Origin of the sequence: Streptomyces sp. NPDC090994, from assembly GCF_044768905.1 — a bacterium.
Classification (GTDB): Bacteria; Actinomycetota; Actinomycetes; order Streptomycetales; family Streptomycetaceae; genus Streptomyces.
Window position 1 is genome coordinate 306695 of record NZ_JBIVWS010000006.1, and the last position, 20619, is coordinate 327313.

A 20619-nucleotide genomic window follows, 5' to 3' on the forward strand; every position below is an offset into this window, starting at 1 on the left:
GCCCGTCACTTGGTGACGGTGAAGTGCCGCAGGATCGCCGCCGTCAGCTCCGGGTCGCCCTCCGTCTTCACCCGGTCGGCCACCGCCTCCGGCGTCACCCGGCCGCAGGCCAGGCGGACGTACGTCTCCCAGTCGAGGGTCAGGGTGGCGACGGGGCCCAGCGCGGGGGCCGTCTCCAGGGTGCCGCGGCCCTGGATGTCGACGCGGATCGTGCGCAGGAACTCGACGGGCCCGTGGACGTCGAAGACGACGGCCGAACTGCGCGGCGCGTCCGCGTCCTCGGCGACGATCCGCGGCAGCTCGGCGAGCAGCACGTCACGGGCGACGTGCGCGCCGGGCGAGTCGAGGTCGCCGGGGTGCCCGAGGGCGGTGCGCAGGTCCTGCTCGTGCACCCACACCTCGAAGGCGTGCCGGCGCATCGACTCCTCCAGGGTCAGCTCGGCGCCGAGCGGGCCGCGCACCTTGGCGCCGGGGTCGCGCGACTCGTTGCGCAGCTGCCGGTTGCGCCGGATGATCATGTACTCCAGCTCGGAGGTCATCTCGGGCGCCGTGTGGTGCCGGCGGGCGTCGACCTGCATCTCCATGTAGCGCTGGTGGTCGTTGGTGACGTGGAACAGGTCGCGCGGGAGCGTGTGGATGGGACGCGGGTCGCCGAGCATCTCCGAGTCCAGGCCGATGACATGGGAGACGACATCGCGCACGGACCAGCCGGGGCACGGCGTACGGCGGTTCCACTCTGCTTCCACGAGCGGCTGCACCAGCTCGGATATCGCTTCGATGGAGTGAGTCCAGGCGTCGGCGTAGGGCTGGAGGGTGGGATGCAGACTCACGGAACGGGACCCCTCGGCGGTCGGTACAGGCGGTCGGTACAAGGTGGACGGGCGGCGGTCGGCGGGCGTCTTGGGAGGCTAAGTTACGCTGCTGTGCGGCACCCCGGCAGTGCTTTCGTGTGACGATCGTAGGCCCGTGTTGACGCCTCGAATGCCAGGGTGGTGCCCCACCCGGCGCCGGGCACCCGCTCAGCGGTCCCCCCGCTCCTTCTCCCGCTCCTTCTCCTGCCCCTTCTCCCGCTCCTTCTCCGCCAAGTGGATCACGCACACCGTCAGGGCGATCAGCAGCGCCGGATCGGCGTCCTCGTGGACGACGTCCAGGCCGTAGGTGTCCCGGACGGTCAGCAGGCGGCGGGAGATCACGGCCAGCAGGTCGCCGTCGTACTCGATGGCGAACTCCCGGTCGAGGATCTTGCCGCTGACGTCCAGTTCGTTGCCGTCGGCCAGGGCCACCCGGTAGTGGTTGCGCAGCAGCGACAGCCGCTTGCGCTTGATGGTGGCCAGCGGCTCACCGGCCCGTTCGATCACCATGGTGTCGCGCAGCGCGAACATCTTCTGGTGGATGCCGATGAGCACCCGCCCCTGGGTGTCCTTCAGCTCCCAGGTGTCCCGCAGCCGCATCGCCTTGCCGTCGACGAGGAAGACCTTGTCGCCCCGGTCGTCCTCGATCCAGTAGTCGTCACCGAAGCCGAGGAGCCGGTCGTACACGAGGAATCTCTTACGGGATGTCATACGGGGATCGCTTCCCCGGTGGCCGGTCCGAAACGTCGGCGGTAGGCCGAGGGGCTGAGTCCGGCCTCCCGGCGCGGCCGGCGAGCTGCGCGTCGCCCGCGCGAGCCGGCCGGCGACCGCCACGACGAGGTGCCGGACCACGTGGACGCGCCGACAGGACAAGCGCTGCCGGAACCCCGCGCTGCCGGAGCGCGCGCTGCCCGGAGCGCGCGCCGGTGGGGCCGGGCGCCTGAGTCACGCCGGGGCGGTCAGGCGCCGTAACCGTTGTTGTAACCGTCGCGCGAGTGGGGCCGTTCCTCGACGACCGGGGTCGTCGGGGGCATCACGACGCGCCGCCTGCGGGCGATGCTGCTGAAGGTCGCGACACCGATCAGGCCGACGATCATGAAGATGACGCCGACCAGGTCGAGATTGACACCCTGCATGTCCCAGTCGGTCGCGAACGTGAGGATGGCTCCCACGGCGATGAGGATGATGCACCCGCCGAGGCCCATGACTGTCGCCTCCCTGTAGGTCCGGTCGGTTCCGGTCTTTCCGGTCGATCCGGTTCCGTTCGGTTACCCCGGGAGGCAACACCCATGCGGTGGCGGGCCGTTCTACGACTGGAGGAACGCCACCAGCGCGTTCGCCAGCAACCGCGGGTCGTCGGCGCCGCACAGCTCGCGGGCGCTGTGCATCGACAGGATGGCGGTGCCGATGTCGACGGTCCGGATGCCGTGCCGGGCGGCGGTGATCGGGCCGATCGTCGTGCCGCACGGCATGGAGTTGTTGGAGACGAAGGACTGGAAGGGGACGCCCGCCTTCTCGCAGGCGGCGGCGAACACCGCGCGGCCCGAACCGTCCGTGGCGTACCGGTTGTTGACGTTGACCTTGAGGATCGGGCCGCCGTTGATCCGCGGGTGGTGCGTCGGGTCGTGCCGCTCGGCGTAGTTGGGGTGGACGGCGTGGCCGGTGTCGGAGGAGAGGCAGACGGTGCCGGCGAAGGCCCGGGCCCGGTCCTCGAACGTGCCGCCGCGGGCCAGCACCGAGCGTTCCAGCACGGTGCCGAGCAGCGGCCCGTCCGCGCCGGTGTCCGACTGCGAGCCGGTCTCCTCGTGGTCGAAGGCGGCGAGGACCGGGAGGTACGACAGTCCGCTCCCGTGCGCCGCCGCCGCGGCCAGCGCGGCCGTCCCGGCGTGCACGGACAGCAGGTTGTCCATGCGCGGCCCGGCGACCAGCTCCCGGTCGCGGCCCAGGTACGCGGGGGCCTCCACGGAGTGCGTCATCAGGTCCCAGCCGGTGACCGAACCGGCGTCCAGGCCCGCCTCCTGCTCCAGGAAGGCGATCAGGTCGCCGTCGCGGACGGTCTCGGAGAGGCCCCAGACGGGCTGGAGGTGGCGCTGCTTGTCGAGTTTGAGGCCGTCGGCGGTGACGTTGCGGTCCAGGTGGATGGCGAGCTGCGGGACGCGCAGCAGGGGCCGGTCGACGTTGACGAGGCGGGTCGAGCCGTCGCGCAGGGTGAGCCGCCCGGCCAGGCCCAGGTCGCGGTCGAGCCAGGAGTTCAGCAGCGGTCCGCCGTAGATCTCCACGGCGACCTGGCGCCAGCCGTGCGCCCCGGTGTCCGGGCGCGGCTTGACGCGCAGGTTGGGCGAGTCGGTGTGGGCGCCGACGATGCGGAAGGGGGTGTGCGGATCGGCGCCCTCGGGGACGTACCAGGCGATGATCGCGCCGCCGCGCAGGACGTACTTGCCGCCGCTCGTGGCGTCCCAGGCGTCCGTCTCCGCGACCTGCCTGAAGCCCGCCTTCTCCAGTCGCTGGGCGGCGTTCGCCACGGCGTGGTACGGCGTCGGGGACGCCGCGAGGAAGGACATCAGGTCATCGGTGTGGCCGCGGTCGAAGCGGGGGGGTTCGCTCATGGGGCCACCTTAACGACGGGGCGTTCACCCGCACGACGGGCGAGGGCCCGCTCCCCGTCGTCCACCGGGAGCGGGCCCTGGCCGAAGTACCGTCAGAACGCGGCCTCGTCCAGCTCCATCAGGTCCAGCTCGACGCCCTGGGCGACCTTGCGGGCCAGGGTGACGCCGGGCAGGACGTTCGCGGCGAAGAACTTCGCGGCGGCGATCTTGCCGGTGTAGAACGCCTTGTCCTTCGCGGACGCGGCCGGCAGCTTCTCGGCGGCGACCGCGGCGCCCTTGAGCAGCAGGTAGCCGACGATCACGTCACCGGAGGCCATCAGCAGGCGGGTGGTGTTGAGCCCGACCTTGTAGATGTTCTTGACGTCCTGCTCGGTGGCGGCGAGGTCGGTGAGCATCTGGCCGACGATCGCCTCCAGTTCGACGGCGGCCTTGGCGAGGTGCTCACGGGCGCCCGCCAGTTCGTCGCCGCCGGTGCCGAGGGCGAGGAACTTCTTGATGTCCTCGGCGAGCGAGTTCAGCGCGGCGCCCTGGTTGCGGACGATCTTCCGGAAGAAGTAGTCCTGGCCCTGGATCGCCGTGGTGCCCTCGTACAGGGTGTCGATCTTGGCGTCGCGGATGTACTGCTCGACCGGATACTCCTGGAGGAACCCGGAGCCGCCGAAGGTCTGGAGCGACTGGGCGAGCTGCTCGTACGCCTTCTCCGAGCCGTAGCCCTTGACGATCGGCAGCAGCAGGTCGTTGAGGGCGTGGTCGGCGGAGGCGTCCTCGCCGTTCGCCTCCTTGACCTGGATGGTGTCCTGCACGGCCGCGGTGTACATCACCAGGGCGCGCATGCCCTCGGCGTACGCCTTCTGCGTCATCAGCGAGCGGCGGACGTCGGGGTGGTGGGTGATGGTGACCTTGGGCGCGGTTTTGTCCATGAAGTTGGCCAGGTCGGGGCCCTGGACGCGCTCCTTGGCGTACTCCAGCGCGTTGAGGTAGCCCGTCGACAGGGTCGAGATGGCCTTCGTACCGACCATCATGCGGGCGAACTCGATGATGCGGAACATCTGGCGGATGCCGTCGTGCTTGTCGCCGATCAGCCAGCCCTTGGCGGGGTGGCGGTCGCCGAAGGTCATCTCGCAGGTGTTGGACGCCTTCAGGCCCATCTTGTGCTCGACGTTGGTGGCGTAGACGCCGTTGCGCGCGCCCAGCTCGCCGGTCTCGACGTCGAACTCGTACTTCGGGACGAGGAAGAGGGACAGGCCCTTGGTGCCGGGGCCGGCGCCCTCGGGGCGGGCGAGGACGTAGTGGAGGATGTTCTCCGACATGTCGTGCTCGCCGGACGTGATGAACCGCTTCACGCCCTCGATGTGCCAGGAGCCGTCCTCCTGCCGGACCGCCTTGGTGCGGCCGGCGCCGACGTCGGAGCCCGCGTCCGGCTCGGTGAGCACCATGGTCGAGCCCCACTGGCGCTCGACGGCGATCTTCGCGATCTGCTTCTGGACCTCGTTGCCCTCGTCGAAGAGGATGCCCGCGAAGGCCGGGCCGGAGGAGTACATCCACACGGCCGGGTTGGCGCCGAGGACCAGCTCCGCGTAGGCCCAGATCAGGGAGCGCGGCGAGGTGGTGCCGCCGATCTCCTCGGGCAGGCCCAGGCGCCAGTACTCGGAGTCCATGAAGGCCTGGTAGCTCTTCTTGAAGGACGCCGGGACGGGGGCGGTGTTCGTCTCGGGGTCGAAGACCGGCGGGTTGCGGTCGGCGTCCTCGAAGGAGGCCGCCAGCTCGTTCTCGGAGAGGCGGGTCAGCTCCTCCAGGACGCTCTTGGCGGTGTCGACGTCCATCTCCCCGAACGGACCGGTGCCGTACACCTCGTCGCGTCCCAGCACTTCGAAGAGGTTGAACTCGATGTCGCGGAGATTCGGTTTGTAGTGCCCCATGACTGAGCTCCGTTGCGAGATCGGCGAGGCACTGACTCCTCGCTCCTGTTCCACGTGAAACCAGCCATGTACCGGCCGGTAGCTACGATGATGCTACCCGTCGGTAATAAGTCGCAACCCCGACCGCTCCATCTGTGACCCTTCACTCGCTAGGCTTTGGGCCATGTACGGCTACGACCAGACCGCGGGCCCGCAGCAGCAGTACGCCCCGCCGCAGCAGCCGATGTCCGGCGGATACGGGCAGCAGCCGCCGCTGTACCCCGAGCCGTCCCCGCCCTCGCTCGCGGACGCGGTGCGGGCCTTCACCACCGGGCAGCTGGCCGCCGAGGACTTCCAGCAGGTCTTCGCGACCTCGAAGGTCTACTGCCCGCGCGGCGACAACCCCGGCTTCCTCGCCCTGCACAACACCCAGCAGCCGGTGATCCCCATGTTCACCACGCTCAAGGAACTGCGCCGGTACGCGGGCAAGGAGTCCAAGTACTTCGTGATCACCGGCGCCGAGGTGCTCGACCTGCTGCCGACCGGGTACGGGTTCGTCCTCGACATGGAGGGGGAGCACCGGATGGTCTTCGACGCCAAGGCTGTCGAACAGATGGTCGATTTTGCGATGCGGCGGATGTACGGCTGAGGTGTACGGCTGAGGTGTACGGCCGAGACCGGCCGCGTATGCCGGTGGAGCCCGGAGGGAATGCCCTCCGGGCTCTCGCCGTTCTGGGGTAGCAAGAAGTTCAACGCTCAACTAAAGTGGAACGCACGCCGCCCAAGGAGGTCGACATGCCTGCCGTGACCGTCGAGAACCCGCTCATGCTCCCCCGCGTGACCGCGCCCGCGGACGCGGTGGCGCGCCCCGTGCTCACCGTCACGACCGCGCCCAGCGGTTTCGAGGGCGAGGGCTTCCCGGTGCGCCGCGCGTTCGCCGGGATCAACTACCGCCACCTCGACCCGTTCATCATGATGGACCAGATGGGCGAGGTGGAGTACGCGCCCGGAGAGCCCAAGGGCACCCCCTGGCACCCGCACCGCGGCTTCGAGACCGTCACCTACATCATCGACGGCATCTTCGACCACCAGGACAGCCACGGCGGTGGCGGCACCATCACCAACGGCGACACCCAGTGGATGACGGCGGGCAGCGGCCTGCTGCACATCGAGGCGCCGCCGGAGTCCCTCGTCCTGTCCGGCGGCCTCTTCCACGGGCTCCAGCTGTGGGTGAACCTGCCGGCCAAGGACAAGATGATGGCCCCGAAGTACCAGGACATCCGCGGCGGCAGCGTGGCCCTGCTCGCCTCCCCGGACGGCGGTGCGCTGGTCCGGGTCATCGCCGGCGAGCTGGACGGCCACCAGGGGCCCGGCTCCACGTTCACGCCGATCACCATGATCCACGCGACGCTCGCGCCGGGCGCCGAACTGACCCTGCCCTGGCGCGAGGACTTCAACGGCCTCGCGTACGTCCTCGCCGGGCGCGGCTCGGTGGGCGCCGAGCGCCGGCCGGTGCACACCGGGCAGGCCGCCGTCTTCGGCGCCGGTTCCTCGCTCACCGTGCGGGCCGACGAGAAGCAGGACGGGAACACCCCCGACCTGGAGGTCGTCCTGCTCGGCGGGCGGCCCATCCGGGAGCCCATGGTCCACTACGGCCCGTTCGTGATGAACACCCGCGACGAGCTGCAGCAGGCCTTCGAGGACTTCCAGAAGGGGCGGCTGGGGACCGTTCCGGCGGTGCACGGGATGTCGGAGACGGGGCCGGAGGCCTGACGCCGGGCCGGCTGACGGAGCGTCACCCGGGTGGGCCGTCCTGACGGGACGGCCCACCTCGCGCGTGGTCGGGTGGGGGTGTGCTGTTGCTTCCCGTGCCCGTGCGCCGGTTCGCCTCCTGGTGTGTCGTCATTCTGCTGGCCACCGGTGTCGTCTACGTCGGCATCCGGATCTGCGTCGAGTTCCGGACCACCGTGACGCCCGTGCTGCTCGCGCTGCTCGGCACCGCCCTGCTGCGGCCGCTGTACCGGCGGCTGGTCGCCGCCCATGTGCAGCGGTCGCTGGCCGCGCTGCTCACCTGTGTCGCCGTGCTGGTCGTGGTCGGCGGTGCCGTCTACATCGTGGTGGCGGCGCTCGTCGACAGCGGCGCGCAGATCGTCGACTCCCTGCGGACCTCCGCGCGGGACCTCGCCGACCACTTCGGCGCGGCCGGGACCTCGCTGGACGACCTCGCCGCCAACGGGCGGGAACTGCTCCGCAGGTTCGGCGGCACCGCGGCCTCCGGGGTGCTCAGCGGTGTGAGCGTGGTGGGGGAGACGATCGCCATGGCCGTACTCGCGCTGCTGCTGGTCTTCTTCTTCCTGCGCGACTCCGACCGGGCGGCCGGCACGGTACGGGCGCTGGTCCCGCACAGCGGCGCGGATGTCGCGGAGGCGATGGCGCGGCGGGCCTTCGAGGCGGTCGAGGGGTTCATGCGGGGCACCACGGTCATCGCGCTGATCGACGCGGTCTGCATCACCGTGGGGCTGCTCGTGCTGCGGGTGCCGGGCGCGCTGGGGCTCGGCGCGCTGGTGTTCGTCGGCGCCTACATCCCTTACCTCGGGGCGTTCCTGTCCGGCGCGGCGGCGGTGCTGGTGGCGCTGGCCGACCGGGGGTTCGTGATCGCGCTGTGGGCGCTGGGCGTGGTGGTGGCCGTGCAGCTGCTGGAAGGGCATGTGCTCCAGCCGGTGATCCAGAGCCGCACCGTGCACATGCACCCGGTGGTGGTGCTGCTCGCGCTGACCGCGGGGGCCTCGGTGGCGGGCATCATGGGGATGCTGCTCGCGGTGCCGCTGACCGCCGCCGGGTTCGGGATCGTCCGGGAGGTGCAGCACCGCTACACGGACACGGACAGCTCCGGGCCGGTGGAGCCCTCGTAGAGGTCGAACCAGATGCTCTTGCCCTCGCCGCGCGGGGTGACGCCCCACTGGTCGGCGAGCATCTCGATCAGCATCAGGCCCCGCCCGGAGGACGCCATCTCGCCCGGACTGCGCTTGTGCGGCAGGTCCTGGCCGGCGTCGGAGACCTCGACCCGGATGCGGCGCCCGCCGGGATCGCCGGTGACCTCGGCGACCATCAGCGCGTCGGCGTCGGTGTGCACCAGGACGTTGGTCAGCGTCTCGGAGAGCAGCAGCACCGCGGAGTCCCTCTGGTCCTCGCTGGGCCAGTCGTACAGCAGGTCGCGCAGATGCCGCCGCGCGGTGCCGATCCGCTCCGGCTCGGCCTGCCGGACCGTGAGCATCGTGCGGCGGCCCGGCGGGCGGGGGAGGGCCGCCTCGCCGCAGTTGTCGTCCTTCCCCGACCGGCAGAGCATCAGGAAGGCGATGTCGTCCTCCCGGCGGTCGGCGAACGGACCGGTGGTGTGGTGGGAGGACGGTCCGTGGACGGCCTGGACCAGTGCGTCGGCCAGCTCCTCCAGGCCGCTGGTGCGGTGCTCCTCCAGGACGGCGCGCAGCCGCAGCCAGCCGGAGTCCAGGTCGTGGCCGCCGGTCTCCAGCACACCGTCGGTGATCAGCATCAGCGTCTCGCCGGGCTCCAGGGCGAGCCGCGTGATGGGGTAGTCGCTGTCCGGGTCGACGCCCAGCGGCAGCCCGCCGGCCGTGGCCCGGACCAGCACCGTCCCGTCCGCCATCCGCATCCCCGGGTCGAGGTGGCCGGCGCGGGCGGTCTCCAGGGTCCCGGTGGCGGGGTCGACCTCGACGTAGAGACAGGTGGCGAAGCGGGTGTCGCCGGGGTCGTCGGCGGACTGGGTGAGGCCGTGGAAGAAGCGCGAGGCGCGGGAGAGCACCGCGTCGGGACGGTGGCCCTCGGAGGCGTAGGCGCGCAGGGCGATGCGCAACTGGCCCATCAGCCCCGCGGCCCGTACGTCATGGCCCTGTACGTCACCGATGACCAGGGCGAGGCGGTCGTGGGGCAGCGGGATCACGTCGTACCAGTCGCCGCCCACCTGGAGCCCGCCGCCGGTGGGGACGTACCGGGCGGTGATCCGCACGCCCGGGATCTGCGGGCCCACCGCGGGCAGCATCGAGCGCTGGAGCCCGTCGGTCAGCTCCCGCCGGATCTCGTCCGCGCCGGCCCGGGACAGGGCCTGCGCCATCATCCGGGCCACGGTGGTCAGCACCGACCGCTCGTCCGGGGTGAAGGTGACCGGGTAGGAGAAGGCGGCCATCCAGGCGCCCATCGTGCGGCCCGCCACGGTCAGCGGCAGGAACGCCCAGGACTGCCGGTGGAAGGACTTGGCCAGCGGCCAGGTGAGCGGGTAGCGGGCGGCGTACTCCTCGGGGGAGGAGAGGTAGACGGCGCGGCCGGTGCGGACCACCTCGGCGGCCGGGTAGTCGGTCTCCAGCCCCATCCGGGCGAACGGACTGTCCTGGCGCTCCGGCTGGGTGCGGTGGCCGATGATGGCCAGCTCGTCGCCCTCGATGCCGAAGACGGCCATTCCGTCCGGCGAGAACCCCGGCATCGACAGCCCCGCCGCGACCCGCAGCACCTCCTCCGTCGACCGCGCCTCGGCCAGCGCCCGGCCCGCGTCCAGCAGGAACGCCTCGCGGGAGCGGCGCCAGTCGCCGGTGACCGCGCCGCTCCCGGCGGCGGTGCCCGGCGACGGTTCGGTGACCTCCTGGAGGGTGCCGACCACCCGGTAGGTCTTGCTCCCGGGGTCGAAGGAGGGCTTGGAGCGGCTGCGGGCCACGCGGACGACCCGGCCCTGTTCGTCCATGATCCGGGCGCGTACCTCGGCGACCGTGCCTTCGGTGGCGGCGAGCCGGACGACGCCGATGATCTCGTTCCAGTCGACCGGGTGCAGCCGGGAGCGCACCTGGGCCTGCTGGAGACTCACCTGACGGGCGGGCAGCCCGAGCAGCCGTGCCGCCTCGGCGTCGACCGTGACGAGCCCGGTGGCCGTGTCCCAGTGCCACAGGCCGGTCGCGAGGGCGGCCAGGACGTCCCCCACAGCGGGCAGGGGCTCACCAGTGCGCATTGCTCCACTCTATGGAGAGGTGATCGCAGGTTGCCACCGGTCGAGGTGGTCCCGGTGGTGCCGGTGGTCGCCGTGATGCCGGTGGTCAGGGGGTGCCGATGGCCGCGGCGGAGTCAAGGGGGAGGAAGCGGGGACCGGCCGCCCGGTACGCTGGGCTTGTTTCACGTGAAACGCCCACCCCGATCCGCGAAGACTGGATGAACGACGATGCATCGGTACAGGTCCCACACCTGCGGCGAGCTCCGCGCCTCTGACGTCGGCAGCGACGTCCGGCTGAGCGGCTGGCTGCACAATCGGCGCGACCTGGGCGGCATCCTCTTCATCGATCTGCGCGATCACTACGGCATCACCCAGCTCGTCGCCCGTCCGGGTACGGACGCGTACGAGGCGCTGGACAAGCTGACCAAGGAGTCGACCGTCCGGGTGGACGGCAAGGTCGTCTCGCGCGGTGCCGAGAACGTCAACCCGGACCTGCCCACCGGTGAGGTCGAGGTCGAGGTGGGTGAGGTCGAGCTGCTCGGCGCCGCCCAGCCGCTGCCGTTCACCATCAACACCGAGGACGGGGTGAACGAGGAGCGGCGCCTGGAGTACCGCTTCCTGGACCTGCGCCGCGAGCGCATGCACCGCAACATCATGCTGCGCACGTCGGTGATCTCCTCGATCCGCAGCAAGATGGTGGCCCTCGGCTTCAACGAGATGGCGACGCCGATCCTGACCGCCACCTCCCCCGAGGGCGCCCGCGACTTCGTCGTCCCCTCCCGCCTGCACGCGGGCCGCTTCTACGCGCTGCCCCAGGCCCCGCAGCAGTTCAAGCAGCTGCTGATGATCTCGGGCTTCGACCGCTACTTCCAGATCGCGCCCTGCTTCCGCGACGAGGACGCCCGCGCCGACCGCTCGCCGGGCGAGTTCTACCAGCTCGACGTCGAGATGAGCTTCGTCGAGCAGGAGGACGTCTTCCAGCCGATCGAGCAGCTGATGACGGAGCTGTTCACGGAGTTCGGCAACGGCCGGGAAGTGACCTCCCCCTTCCCGCGGATCCCGTTCCGCGAGGCGATGCTCAAGTACGGCTCCGACAAGCCGGACCTGCGCGCCAAGCTGGAGCTGGTGGACATCACCGACATCTTCGAGGGCTCGGAGTTCAAGGCCTTCGCCGGCAAGCACGTGCGCGCGCTGCCGGTGCCGGACGTCGCGGCCCAGCCCCGCAAGTTCTTCGACCAGCTCGGTGACTACGCCGTCTCCCAGGGCGCCAAGGGCCTGGCCTGGGTCCGGGTCGGTGAGGACGGCTCGCTGACCGGCCCGATCGCCAAGTTCCTCACCGAGGAGAACGTCGCGGAGCTGACCAAGCGGCTGTCGCTGGCCGCCGGGCACGCGGTGTTCTTCGGCGCGGGCGAGTTCGACGAGGTCTCCAAGATCATGGGCGCGGTGCGGGTCGAGGCCGCCAAGCGCGCCGGGCAGTTCGAGGAGAACGTCTTCCGGTTCTGCTGGATCGTGGACTTCCCGATGTACGAGAAGGACGAGGAGACGGGGAAGATCGACTTCTCCCACAACCCGTTCTCGATGCCGCAGGGCGGCATGGAAGCCCTCCAGTCCCAGGACCCGCTGTCCATCCTCGCCTGGCAGTACGACATCGTCTGCAACGGTGTGGAGCTGTCCTCCGGCGCGATCCGGAACCACGAGCCGGACATCATGCTGAAGGCGTTCGAGATCGCCGGTTACGACGCGGAGACCGTGGAGCGGGAGTTCGCCGGCATGCTGCGCGCGTTCCGTTTCGGCGCCCCGCCGCACGGCGGCATCGCCCCCGGCGTCGACCGCATCGTCATGCTGCTGGCCGACGAGCCCAACATCCGCGAGACCATCGCCTTCCCGCTCAACGGCAACGCCCAGGACCTGATGATGGGCGCCCCGACGGAGCTGGACGAGTCCCGGCTGAGGGAGCTGCACCTGTCGGTGCGCAAGCCGCAGCCCAAGTAGAGCGGCGGTACGCGCGAAGGCGCCCGGGACGGACGGACGGTCCGTCCCGGGCGCCTTCGCGCGGGCTCGACAGGGCCTAGCGGGCCACGAACTGGGTGAGGATCGCCTGGACCTCGTAGATGTCGACGCCCTTGGTGAAGGTCTTCTGCAGGGGCGCGGGGGTGCCGGAGAGCCAGATCTTCAGTTCGGCGTCGAGGTCGAAGTGGCCGGCCGTCTCGACGGAGAAGTGGGTGATGCTGCGGTACGGGACGGAGTGGTACTCCGTCTTCTTGCCGGTGATGCCCTGCTTGTCGATCAGGATCAGGCGGCGGTCGGTGAAGAGGATGGTGTCGCGGATCAGCAGGTAGGCGGCGTGCACCTGCTCGCCGTGGCCCAGGAGGCGCGCGTACTCCTGGGCCGCCTGCGTCGGGTTGATGCTGTGGGCGTTGCCGAACAGGGCCATGGGATCTGTCCCCCCGGATGAGCTGCGGCGACGGCCGGACGGCCCGCCTGGGGTGATCGTGACAGAGCGCGGGGCCGGGGAGAAGGTTCCGCTCTCCCCGGCCCCGCGCTTGTGGCACGTGTGTTACGCGCTCGGCTTCTCCTCGAGACGCGGGAAGAGGACCGCGCCCTTGGTCACCGTCGAGCCGGCCGGCAGCCGGCCCCAGTCGGCGGCGTCCTGGATCCGCTGCTCGGCGAGGGCGCCCAGGGAGCCCTCCGCGCCGAGGGAGTCCCAGAGCTTCTGGGAGGTCTCCGGCATGACCGGGTTGAGCAGGACGGCGACGGCGCGGAGCGACTCGGCGGCCGTGTAGAGGATGGTGGCCAGGCGGGCCTTGCCCTCGTCCGAGGTGTCCTTGGCCACCTTCCACGGCTCCTGCTCCGTGATGTAGCCGTTGACCTGCTTCACGAAGTCGAAGACGGCCAGGATGCCGCCCTGGAAGTCCAGCTCCTCGCCGATCTTGCGGTCGGCCTCGGTGACGGCCTTGGCGAGACCCGCGTGGATCGCCTCCTCGGCCGCGCCGTCGGCCGTGGCCTCGGGCAGGGAGCCGCCGAAGTACTTGCCGACCATGGCGGCGACGCGGGAAGCGAGGTTGCCGTAGTCGTTGGCCAGCTCGCTGGTGTAGCGGGCGGAGAAGTCCTCCCACGAGAACGAGCCGTCCTGGCCGAAGGCGATCGCGCGCAGGAAGTACCAGCGGTAGGCGTCCACGCCGAAGTGCGAGGTCAGGTCCTGCGGCTTGATGCCGGTCAGGTTCGACTTCGACATCTTCTCGCCGCCGACCATCAGCCAGCCGTTGGCGGCGACCTTGCCGGGCAGGGGCAGGCCCTGGGCCATCAGCATGGCCGGCCAGATCACCGCGTGGAAGCGGAGGATGTCCTTGCCGACCAGGTGCACGTCGGCGGGGAAGGTCTCCTCGAACTTCTGCTGGTTCTGGTTGTAGCCGACCGCCGTGGCGTAGTTCAGCAGTGCGTCGATCCACACGTAGATGACGTGCTTCTCGTCCCAGGGGATCGGGATGCCCCAGTCGAAGGTCGAGCGCGAGATGGAGAGGTCCTGGAGGCCCTGGCGGACGAAGTTCACGACCTCGTTGCGCGCGGACTCGGGCTGGATGAAGTCCGGGTTGGCCTCGTAGTGGGCGAGGAGCTTCTCGCCGTACGCGCTCAGCTTGAAGAAGTAGTTCTCCTCGCTGAGGATCTCCACCGGCTTCTTGTGGATCGGACACAGCTTCTGGCCCGCGTACTCGCCCTCGCCGTCGAGCAGCTCGCCGGGGAGCTTGTACTCCTCGCAGCCCACGCAGTACGGGCCCTCGTAGCCGCCCTTGTAGATCTCGTCCTTGTCGTACAGGTCCTGCACGAACTCCTGGACGCGGTCGGTGTGCCGCTGCTGCGTGGTGCGGATGAAGTCGTCGTTGGCGATGTCGAGGTGTTCCCACAGGGGTTCCCAGGACTCGGTGACGAGCTTGTCCGCCCACTGCTGCGGGCTGACGCCGTTCGCCTCCGCCGTACGCATGATCTTCTGACCGTGCTCGTCCGTGCCGGTGAGGTACCACACCTTCTCACCGCGCTGGCGGTGCCAGCGGGTGAGCACGTCGCCTGCGACGGTCGTATAGGCGTGGCCCAGGTGAGGAGCGTCGTTGACGTAGTAGATGGGGGTCGAGACGTAGAACGCCTTCGCCCCCTGCTTCTCGGTTCCAGTGGCCGCCATGGTCGAAATCCTACTTGGCCTGGGGAGATCCACTCACCCGCGTTTCCGGGCGCCAGGACGCGAGGACGCCCTCGTACAGCTCCTTGTCGGTCAGCTCCCGTGGGGCCTGGCCGGCGAGGAAGTACGACGTGTTGCCGGTCTTGAGCTTGCGGAGGTAGTCGAACGCCTTGTTCTCCGGGTCGCCGAAGGCGACGAAGGAGAAGAAGAGGGAGGGGTGCGTCTTCGCCGCCTCGGTGAGGGCCTGGGTGGCGGGGGTCTTGGCGTCGGGGGCGCCGTCCGTCTGGAAGATCACCAGGGCGGGGGCGGTGGGGTCCGCGGACTTGTCGTGGAGGGACAGGATCTCGGCGACGGCGGCGTGGTAGCTGGTGCGGCCCATGCGGCCCAGTTCCGCGTGGGTGGTGTCGATCTTGTTCTCGTGGTCGGTGAGGGTGAGGGTGGTCGTTCCGTCGATCTCCGTGGAGAAGAAGACGACGGGGACGGCGGGGTCGGTCTCGACGTGCGCGGCGAGGGCGAGCGCCTGGTCGGCGAGGGCCTGGGCGGAGCCGTCCTTGTAGTACGGGCGCATGCTCGCGGAGCGGTCGAGGACGAGGTAGACCTTGGCGCGGGTGCCGGTGAGGTCCTTCTTGCGGAGGGTGGCGGCGGCGGCCTTGTGGGCGGGGAGGAGGTGGGGGGCGCGGGAGCGGATGCGTGCGGGTGGGGTGGCGGGGGTTTTGGCCTCGCCTTCGGCTTCGGCCGGCTTTGTTTTCCCACCCGCACCGCCCGTGCGGCTTTCGTCTTCGGGTGCGGGTGGCCCCTGTGGGGGTTCCTCGACGTCGGCGGCTGCGGGTTCGGGGGTGGGGGTGGTGGTGGCGGGGGTGGTGGGGGCCGGGTCGGGGGTGGGGGTGGTGGCCGGGTCCGGTTCTGGTTCCGGTTGTGGTTCCGGGGCGGGGGCGGGTTCCTGGTCCGGTTCGGGGGTCGTCGTTGCCTGGGGCTCGGGCTCGGGGGTGGGCTCGGGCTCGCGGGCAGGCTCCGGGTCGGGGGTGGGCTCGGGCTCGCGGGCAGGCTCCGGGTCGGGGGTGGGCTCCGGGGCGGGGGTCGGGTCCGTTGCCGTAGGGGTGGGGGTGTCGTCGGGGGACGGGGACGGCTTGGGGACCGTGAGGTTGTCGAAGGCGGCGGTGACCAGTTCGTGTACGTCGTGTACGTCGTCGGGGGTGTCGTCCTCGGTGGACGTGCGCGGCTCCGGGACCGCCGGGGCGGGCTCGGGGCGGGTCGGGGCCGGGGCCGGGGCCTCGGGCTCCTCCTTGGGAGGAGGCGTGGCAGCCGCGGTCTCCGTCGGTTCCGGCGTCGGGGCCGTCTCCTGTGTGGCCTCCTCCGGTTGGGCGGACCGCGCTTTGCGTGAGCGGCCGAACGCGTTCCGCAGGAGAGTGAGAATGCCCATGTGCGCAACCCTTCGCATGAGTTGAAGCCCGCCAATCCCTGGCCAGGACGGACACGTAAGGTTAGCGGCCTCCGCTTCCGCTTCCGGCCACGGTCTGGCACACGGACCGGGCCCGCGTCAAGGGCCGCTTCCGGCCCGTCTGCGCGTGGCGTCCCGGTGGCGAGGAACTTCCCGACGCTTGCCCTCAGTTCACCCCCTGTTCATTCGGGCGCCCGACTGCCGCACATATGTGCCCCTACGGTCACGCTGACACCAAGGGCATCCAAGGGGAGAGCAAAAGTGCGCAAGCTGCTGCCGTTGATCGGAACACCGTCCGGTTCCCACCCTGGCGGCCGTTCCGCCATGACCTGTCGTTTCCGGTGTGGTGACGCCTGCTTCCACGAGGTGCCCAACACCAGTGACAACGAGTACGTCGGTGACGTCATCGCCGGGGCGCTCAGCCGCCGGTCGATGATGCGGGCCGCCGCCGTGGTCACCGTCGCCGCGGCGGGCGCCGGCGCGGTCACCGTCGGTGCCGCTCCCGAGGCGCAGGCGGCCGGCAAGGGCAAGGGCACGGGACACGGCCAGAGCAAACCGAAGGGTGCGCGCGGGCTGCGCTTCACGCCCGTGGCGCCCAACACGAACGACGCCGTCACCGTGCCGGACGGCTACCGGCAGAACGTCGTGATCCGCTGGGGCGAGCCCATCCTGCGCGGCGCCCCCGCCTTCGACCCGGAGAACCAAACCGCGAAGGCCCAGGCCGGTCAGTTCGGGTACAACAACGACTTCCTCGCACTGCTGCCGCTGGACGAGCGCGGCCGGCAGCTGCTCGTGGCCAACCACGAGTACACCGACGAGGTGCTCATGTTCCGCGGCTACGACGCGGAGAACCCGACCCGCGAGCAGGTCGAGATCGCCTGGGCCGCGCACGGCCTGTCCGCCGTGGTCGTCGAGGAGGACCGCAGGACCGGCAAGCTCACGCCCGTCACCCGGCACCAGCTCAACCGCCGCGTCACCGCCACCACCGAGTTCCGGCTGACCGGCCCGGCCGCCGGCTCCGACCTGCTGAAGACCTCCGCCGACCGGACGGGCAGGAAGGTGCTCGGCACCCTCAACAACTGCTCCGGCGGCACCACCCCGTGGGGCACCACGCTGCACGGCGAGGAGAACTTCAACCAGTACTTCGCCAACAGCAGCCGCACCACCGACAAGCGGTACGGCATCGGCACCGGCGCCACCGAGCGCAAGTGGGAGCGGTTCGACAAGCGCTTCGACGTCGCCCAGGAGCCCAACGAGGTGCACCGCTTCGGCTACGTCGTCGAGCTGGACCCGTACGACCCGGACTCCACGCCCCGCAAGCACACCCTGCTGGGCCGGTTCAAGCACGAGGCCGCCACCGTGCGGCTGACCTCGGACGGGCGTCCGGTCGTGTACACCGGCGACGACGAGCGGTTCGACTACTTCTACAAGTTCGTCGGCAGCAAGCGGATGAAGAAGGGGTCCTCCCGGGCCGCGCGCGAGCACAACCTCTCCCTGCTCGACGAGGGGACGCTGTACGTCGCCAAGCTCACCGGCGACTCCCCCGCGATCGAGATCGACGGCACGGGCAAGCTGCCGGGCGACGGCGAGTTCGACGGCAGCGGCGTGTGGATCCCGCTGGTCACCGCCGACGAGGACGGCGCCGTCTCGCACGTGGAGGGGATGAGCGCCGAGGAGGTGTGCGTCTTCACCCGCCTCGCCGGTGACAAGGTCGGCGCCACCAAGATGGACCGGCCCGAGGACATCGAGCCCTCGCCGAAGACCGGCAAGGTGTACGTCGCCCTCACCAACAACAGCAACCGGGGCGTCGGCTCCTACGCCAAGGCGGACGAGGCCAACCCGCGCAACGCCAACAAGCACGGGCACGTCCTGGAGCTGACCGAGCACCGCAACCGCGCGGACAGCCTGAAGTTCGGCTGGTCGCTGTTCCTGGTGGCCGGTGACCCGGAGGACTCCGCGACGTACTTCGCGGGCTTCCCGAAGGAGAACGTCAGCCCGATCTCCTGCCCGGACAACGTGGCCTTCGACGACCACGGCAACCTGTGGCTCTCCACCGACGGCAACGCGCTCGGTACCCACGACGGCCTCTTCGGTGTCGCGACCTCCGGTGAGCGGCGCGGTGAGCTGAAGCAGTTCCTGACCGTGCCGACCGGCGCCGAGACCTGCGGTCCGCTCATCCAGGACCGGCGCGTGCTGGTCGCCGTGCAGCACCCGGGCGAGGTGGACGGCGCCTCGGTGGAGAACCCGGCCAGCACCTGGCCCGACGGGGCGGGCAAGATCGTGCGCCCGGCGGTCGTGGCGGTGTGGCGCGCGGACGGGTCCGACATCGGCGTCTGAGCGTCCTGACCGCTCCGAGGGCCGGGGGGCCTGAGGGACTGGGGGCCGCTCCGAGGGTCTGGGGGCCTGAGGGCCTGAGGGCCCTCAGGATCACCCGTGCCGGGCCGGGTCAGCCGGCCCGGTGCAGGGTGAGGTCGACGAGCAGGGCCCGGTGGTCGGTGTCGGCCAGGCCGAGGAACCGGGCCTCGCGCGAGGTGAAGTCCTCCGAGACCAGTACGTGGTCGATCTGGACCCCGAAGGTGGGCGCCGTCAGCGCCGGCCAGCTCGGGGTCCGTCCGGAACCGGCCAGCCGGGCCGCGTCGCGCAGGCCGGTGTCCAGCAGCGGCCGGAACGCGGCGTGGTCCTGGGAGGCGTTGAAGTCGCCGGCCAGGACGGTGGGGGTCTTGTCGTCCTTCGCGACGGCGTCGTGCAGCGCGTCCAGCTCCTCGCGCCAGACGTCCGTCTGGCCGGGCAGCGGGGGCATGGGGTGGGCGAGCTGGAGCCGTACGTCGGTGCCGCTGACCTCCGCGACGGCGGCGGGCATGCCCATCGTGCCGTCGACGCCCTCGGCGTCCCGGAGCGGGTAGCGGCTGAGGATGACGGAACCCTTCGAGCCGTCGCCCTCGACGGCCCGGCGGTCCGGGTAGGTCTTGCCCAGCTTCCGGCGGAGCGTCGTGTCGCAGGCCTGGTCGCACTCCTGGACGAACACGATGTCCGGCTCCTCGCGGCGGACGGCGGTGACGAGGGCGTCGGTGGCCTGTCCGAACTCGACGTTCGAGGTCAGTACGCGCAGTTCGGCGAAGGCCGGGCCGATGGGGTCGCCGGTCCTGCCGTAGGGCTGCATGAACCAGGCCAGCAGGCCGAGCAGCAGCACTCCCCAGAGCGCGCCGAACCACCAGTGGGTGAACACGGCGATCAGGAGGGCGACGCCGAGGGGTATGAGCAGCCAGGGCAGGAACGCCAGGAGCTGCGGTACCGGGGTGATGCCGTCGGTGCCGGCGGTCCGGCAGCCGAGGACCACGCTCAGACCGGTGAACAGCAGGACCGCGCAGGTGAGGGCGGACCGCCGGCCGGCCCGTCTGCGGCGTACGTGCCGGGGGACCGCCCATGCGGCGGCCCTGGTGTCCGTGTTCAAGTCCCGGCCTTCCGCTCGGTGAAACAGATGGTCCGTTTCGGTTTCTCCCTCAAATCCTTCATCAAAGACGGGACGGGGGGTCGGAAAGTTCCCCTGGCGTTCCGGGAGCGGGAACAGCTGGTGTCCGGCGGCGGACGCGGCCGGTGAGCCAGGAGACCAGCGCGACGGCCAGGCCGAGGGCGACGAGGAGCCAGGCGGCGGTGCGCAGGGTGGCCGTCAGGGCGTCGTAGACGGCCCCGGCGGCCGGGCCGTGCACCGTGCCCGGCAGCTCGGCCAGGGTGAGGCGGCGGCCGACGGCGACGGCCAGGGCGAGCAGCGCGCCGCCCAGGGCCGTGCCGAGGCCGGCGGCGGCGACGGCGCGGCGGCGCCGGGCGGCGACCGCGATGCCGGTGACGGCGCAGGCGACGGCGGCGAGGGGGAGCCAGACGGCGGCGACGTCCAGCGCGTGGTAGCCCCGGCGCAGCCGGTCCGCCTCGGCGGCGCCGAGGACGGTGACCGGGGTGGGCTGTACGGGGATGCGGTGCGCGAACGGTACGTGGTCCCGGGCGAGCTGGTGTCTGACGCGGGCGGTGACGGGGGCCAGGTCGACGGTGACGGGGCGGTGGTCGTCGGCGCGGGGCGGCCGGCGCAGGGCGCGGATCACGGCGTCGTGGACGGTCCGGTTGGCGGCGTCCCAGCCGGCCCGGAACGCCTCGGTGCGGGTGAAGGAGCGGGCGGCGTCGTGCACGAAGAGGCGGGTGGCGCCGGGGGCGGGTCCGGGATCGATGTGGCTGAACACGCCGTCCCGGACGGTGTCCGCGACGGCGTCCCGGACGCGGGGGTCGGCGGCGAGGGGCGCCATGGCGTCGACGTAGCGGCCGGTGTCGTAGAGGGCGTAGGCCGCCCAGGCGGCGAGGGTGCCGCAGGGGGTGAGGAGGCAGGCGAGGGCGATCAGGACGGCCGACAGGGCGTGCCGGAGGCGGGAGCGGGGGCGGAGACGCAGACGTGGGGCCACGGGTCCAGGCAAGACGGCCGGGGGGTGGCGGGCGAGCGGCCCGACTGCATGTGGGGGCATGCGGTGGACCGGACGGGTGGGACGCCGCCCTGGCCGGTGGGCGCGAGGCGCACACCGGCCAGGCCGCCGGCGCGGTCGCCCACGGCGGCCGAGCCCGGCCGTTCCCGGCCGCCGAGCCGCGGAACCCGGCTGTCCCTGGCCGCCGGGCCCGGCTCCCCGG

At 71.2% G+C, this 20619-nt stretch carries 16 protein-coding genes; 5 read left to right on the forward strand and 11 right to left on the reverse strand.

Annotated elements, in window-relative coordinates:
* Positions 1–5: 5 nt before the first annotated feature.
* The 5 genes from ACIQR3_RS16435 to ACIQR3_RS16455 all read right to left on the reverse strand — a co-directional run bounded on the left by ACIQR3_RS16435 (position 6) and on the right by ACIQR3_RS16455 (position 5376).
* A complete protein-coding gene (locus ACIQR3_RS16435; protein WP_403539017.1) occupies positions 6–830 on the reverse strand; it encodes a maleylpyruvate isomerase family mycothiol-dependent enzyme in 825 nt (274 codons plus the stop codon).
* Positions 831–1019: 189 nt separating this feature from the next.
* A complete protein-coding gene (locus tag ACIQR3_RS16440) occupies positions 1020–1562 on the reverse strand; it encodes an LURP-one-related/scramblase family protein (RefSeq protein ID WP_403539020.1) in 543 nt (180 codons plus the stop codon).
* Positions 1563–1810: 248 nt separating this feature from the next.
* On the reverse strand, positions 1811–2056 hold the full coding sequence (locus ACIQR3_RS16445) for a DUF6458 family protein (protein WP_215167808.1): 246 nt from the start codon (positions 2054–2056) through the stop codon (positions 1811–1813).
* A 102-nt stretch (positions 2057–2158) separates the two neighbouring features.
* Positions 2159–3457, reverse strand: a complete 1299-nt coding sequence (locus ACIQR3_RS16450; RefSeq protein WP_403539023.1) for a M18 family aminopeptidase — start codon at positions 3455–3457, stop codon at positions 2159–2161.
* Positions 3458–3549: 92 nt separating this feature from the next.
* On the reverse strand, positions 3550–5376 hold the full coding sequence (locus ACIQR3_RS16455) for an acyl-CoA dehydrogenase (RefSeq protein WP_403539026.1): 1827 nt from the start codon (positions 5374–5376) through the stop codon (positions 3550–3552).
* A 163-nt stretch (positions 5377–5539) separates the two neighbouring features.
* On the opposite strand from ACIQR3_RS16455, the gene ACIQR3_RS16460 reads away from it, so the two are divergent.
* The 3 genes from ACIQR3_RS16460 (at position 5540) to ACIQR3_RS16470 (ending at position 8267) form a co-directional block, all read left to right on the forward strand.
* Positions 5540–6004, forward strand: a complete 465-nt coding sequence (locus ACIQR3_RS16460) for an SseB family protein (RefSeq protein WP_215167805.1) — start codon at positions 5540–5542, stop codon at positions 6002–6004.
* Between the two features lie 146 nt (positions 6005–6150).
* Positions 6151–7128: a pirin family protein gene (locus tag ACIQR3_RS16465; RefSeq protein WP_403539029.1), complete on the forward strand. Its 978-nt coding sequence runs from the start codon at positions 6151–6153 to the stop codon at positions 7126–7128.
* An 80-nt stretch (positions 7129–7208) separates the two neighbouring features.
* Positions 7209–8267: an AI-2E family transporter gene (locus tag ACIQR3_RS16470; RefSeq protein ID WP_403539033.1), complete on the forward strand. Its 1059-nt coding sequence runs from the start codon at positions 7209–7211 to the stop codon at positions 8265–8267.
* On the opposite strand, the gene ACIQR3_RS16475 is transcribed toward ACIQR3_RS16470, so the two are convergent.
* Complete coding sequence (locus tag ACIQR3_RS16475; RefSeq protein WP_403539035.1) at positions 8225–10366, reverse strand: SpoIIE family protein phosphatase; 2142 nt, start codon at positions 10364–10366, stop codon at positions 8225–8227. The two genes, ACIQR3_RS16470 and ACIQR3_RS16475, sit on opposite strands and share 43 nt — an antisense overlap.
* A gap of 207 nt (positions 10367–10573) precedes the next feature.
* Between ACIQR3_RS16475 and aspS the strand changes: the two genes are divergently transcribed.
* Positions 10574–12337, forward strand: a complete 1764-nt coding sequence (gene aspS, locus ACIQR3_RS16480; RefSeq protein WP_215167801.1) for an aspartate--tRNA ligase — start codon at positions 10574–10576, stop codon at positions 12335–12337.
* 76 nt (positions 12338–12413) lie between these two features.
* On the opposite strand, the gene ACIQR3_RS16485 is transcribed toward aspS, so the two are convergent.
* The 3 genes from ACIQR3_RS16485 to ACIQR3_RS16495 form a co-directional block, all read right to left on the reverse strand.
* Positions 12414–12779, reverse strand: a complete 366-nt coding sequence (locus ACIQR3_RS16485; protein ID WP_215167799.1) for a PH domain-containing protein — start codon at positions 12777–12779, stop codon at positions 12414–12416.
* Positions 12780–12902: 123 nt separating this feature from the next.
* Entirely contained in the window at positions 12903–14519 is a 1617-nt protein-coding gene (gene metG / locus ACIQR3_RS16490; RefSeq protein WP_403539039.1) for a methionine--tRNA ligase, read from the reverse strand.
* Positions 14520–14529: 10 nt separating this feature from the next.
* On the reverse strand, positions 14530–15936 hold the full coding sequence (locus ACIQR3_RS16495) for a VWA domain-containing protein (protein ID WP_403539042.1): 1407 nt from the start codon (positions 15934–15936) through the stop codon (positions 14530–14532).
* Positions 15937–16215: 279 nt separating this feature from the next.
* Here ACIQR3_RS16495 and ACIQR3_RS16500 point away from each other — a divergent pair, with 279 nt between their 5' ends.
* On the forward strand, positions 16216–18291 hold the full coding sequence (locus ACIQR3_RS16500; protein ID WP_403539045.1) for a PhoX family protein: 2076 nt from the start codon (positions 16216–16218) through the stop codon (positions 18289–18291).
* A 109-nt stretch (positions 18292–18400) separates the two neighbouring features.
* Here the strand turns inward: ACIQR3_RS16500 and ACIQR3_RS16505 are convergent, their stop codons facing one another.
* Entirely contained in the window at positions 18401–19405 is a 1005-nt protein-coding gene (locus ACIQR3_RS16505) for an endonuclease/exonuclease/phosphatase family protein (protein WP_403539047.1), read from the reverse strand.
* Positions 19406–19466: 61 nt separating this feature from the next.
* Positions 19467–20399: a hypothetical protein gene (locus ACIQR3_RS16510; protein ID WP_403539050.1), complete on the reverse strand. Its 933-nt coding sequence runs from the start codon at positions 20397–20399 to the stop codon at positions 19467–19469.
* Positions 20400–20619 lie beyond the last annotated feature (220 nt).